This window comes from Hungatella sp. L36, assembly GCF_014288035.1.
Genome location: NZ_JACOPC010000053.1, coordinates 1 through 1,092, shown reverse-complemented (window position 1 = coordinate 1,092; position 1,092 = coordinate 1). Strand labels below are relative to the sequence as shown.

Here is a 1,092-nt window from a genome sequence, read left to right as displayed (position 1 = left end):
GGGGAAAAAACCACAAAAACCACCCCGGCAGACAACACCTTGCAGCGCATGGTTGACCGGGAAGCCAAGCGAGCCGAGGGCAAGGGCGTGGGCTATGACCGCTGGGCGGCAAAGCACAACCTAAAGCAAATGGCAGCTACCGTTACCGCCTATCAGCAGTACGGCTTTTCTTCCCCGGAGGAACTGGACGAAGCCTGTTCTGCCGCCTATACCGCCATGCGGGAAAGCCTTACAGAGCTGAAGCAGATGGAAAAGACGCTGAACGGGAAAAAGGAGCTGCAACGGCAGGTGCTTGCCTATTCCAAGACCCGCCCTGTCCGGGACGGGCTGAAACAGCAGAAAAACGCCAAAGCAAAAGCAGCCTACCGTCAGAAGTACGAAAGCGACTTTATCATAGCAGACGCAGCCGCCCGCTATTTCAGGGAAAACGGCATTTCCAAGCTGCCGAGCTATAAAGCCCTGCAAGCAGAGATTGAAACCCTTATCCAAGAGAAAAACAGCGGCTACAACGATTACCGGGCAAAACGGGAGGAATACCGCCGCTTACAGACTGTCAAGGGCAATATCGACCAGATTTTACACCGGGAGCGCAAGCCTGTGAAAAGGCAGGAACAGGAACGATAAAAACCGCCCCAAAATGTACCCGAACCTATACAGAACAAGGGGGCTGCCCCGTACCCTATCCGCAAATACCAAAGGATTTTTTAACGGGCTTATAGGGCAGAAAAAACCCGAAAATGATACCGAGATGATACAGAATTACCGCCGATACCGCCACACCAGCGGAAACGGCAGAAAGGAGCGCACCCATGCCAAGAATGAGCAAGAAACGGCGGCTGGAATGGTCTTTTTTCCTGCGGCAAGTGAAAGTCGGGAATTCCACCTGCGATCGTATCACATACAATGACCTCTGCCGGGGCTGTACCCATAGCTGCAAGCAGAGCTTCCGGGCGGTTATCATACTCTGCCCCCACTACTACTCCAAACGCCGGAAAAAGGAGGACAGGGACAATGGCAGATAACCGCAAGTATTACTACCTCAAGCTGAAAGAGAACTTTTTTGACAGCGACTCCATTGTGCTGCTGGAAGAT

The 1,092-nt window shown here is 52.8% G+C and carries 2 pseudogenes; both read left to right on the top strand.

From position 1 onward, the window contains the following. A pseudogene (locus tag H8S80_RS33875) lies at positions 1 to 624 on the top strand (relaxase/mobilization nuclease domain-containing protein); the annotation flags it as partial. 279 nt (positions 625 to 903) lie between these two features. Next, a pseudogene (locus tag H8S80_RS34550) lies at positions 904 to 1,092 on the top strand (phage replisome organizer N-terminal domain-containing protein); the annotation flags it as partial.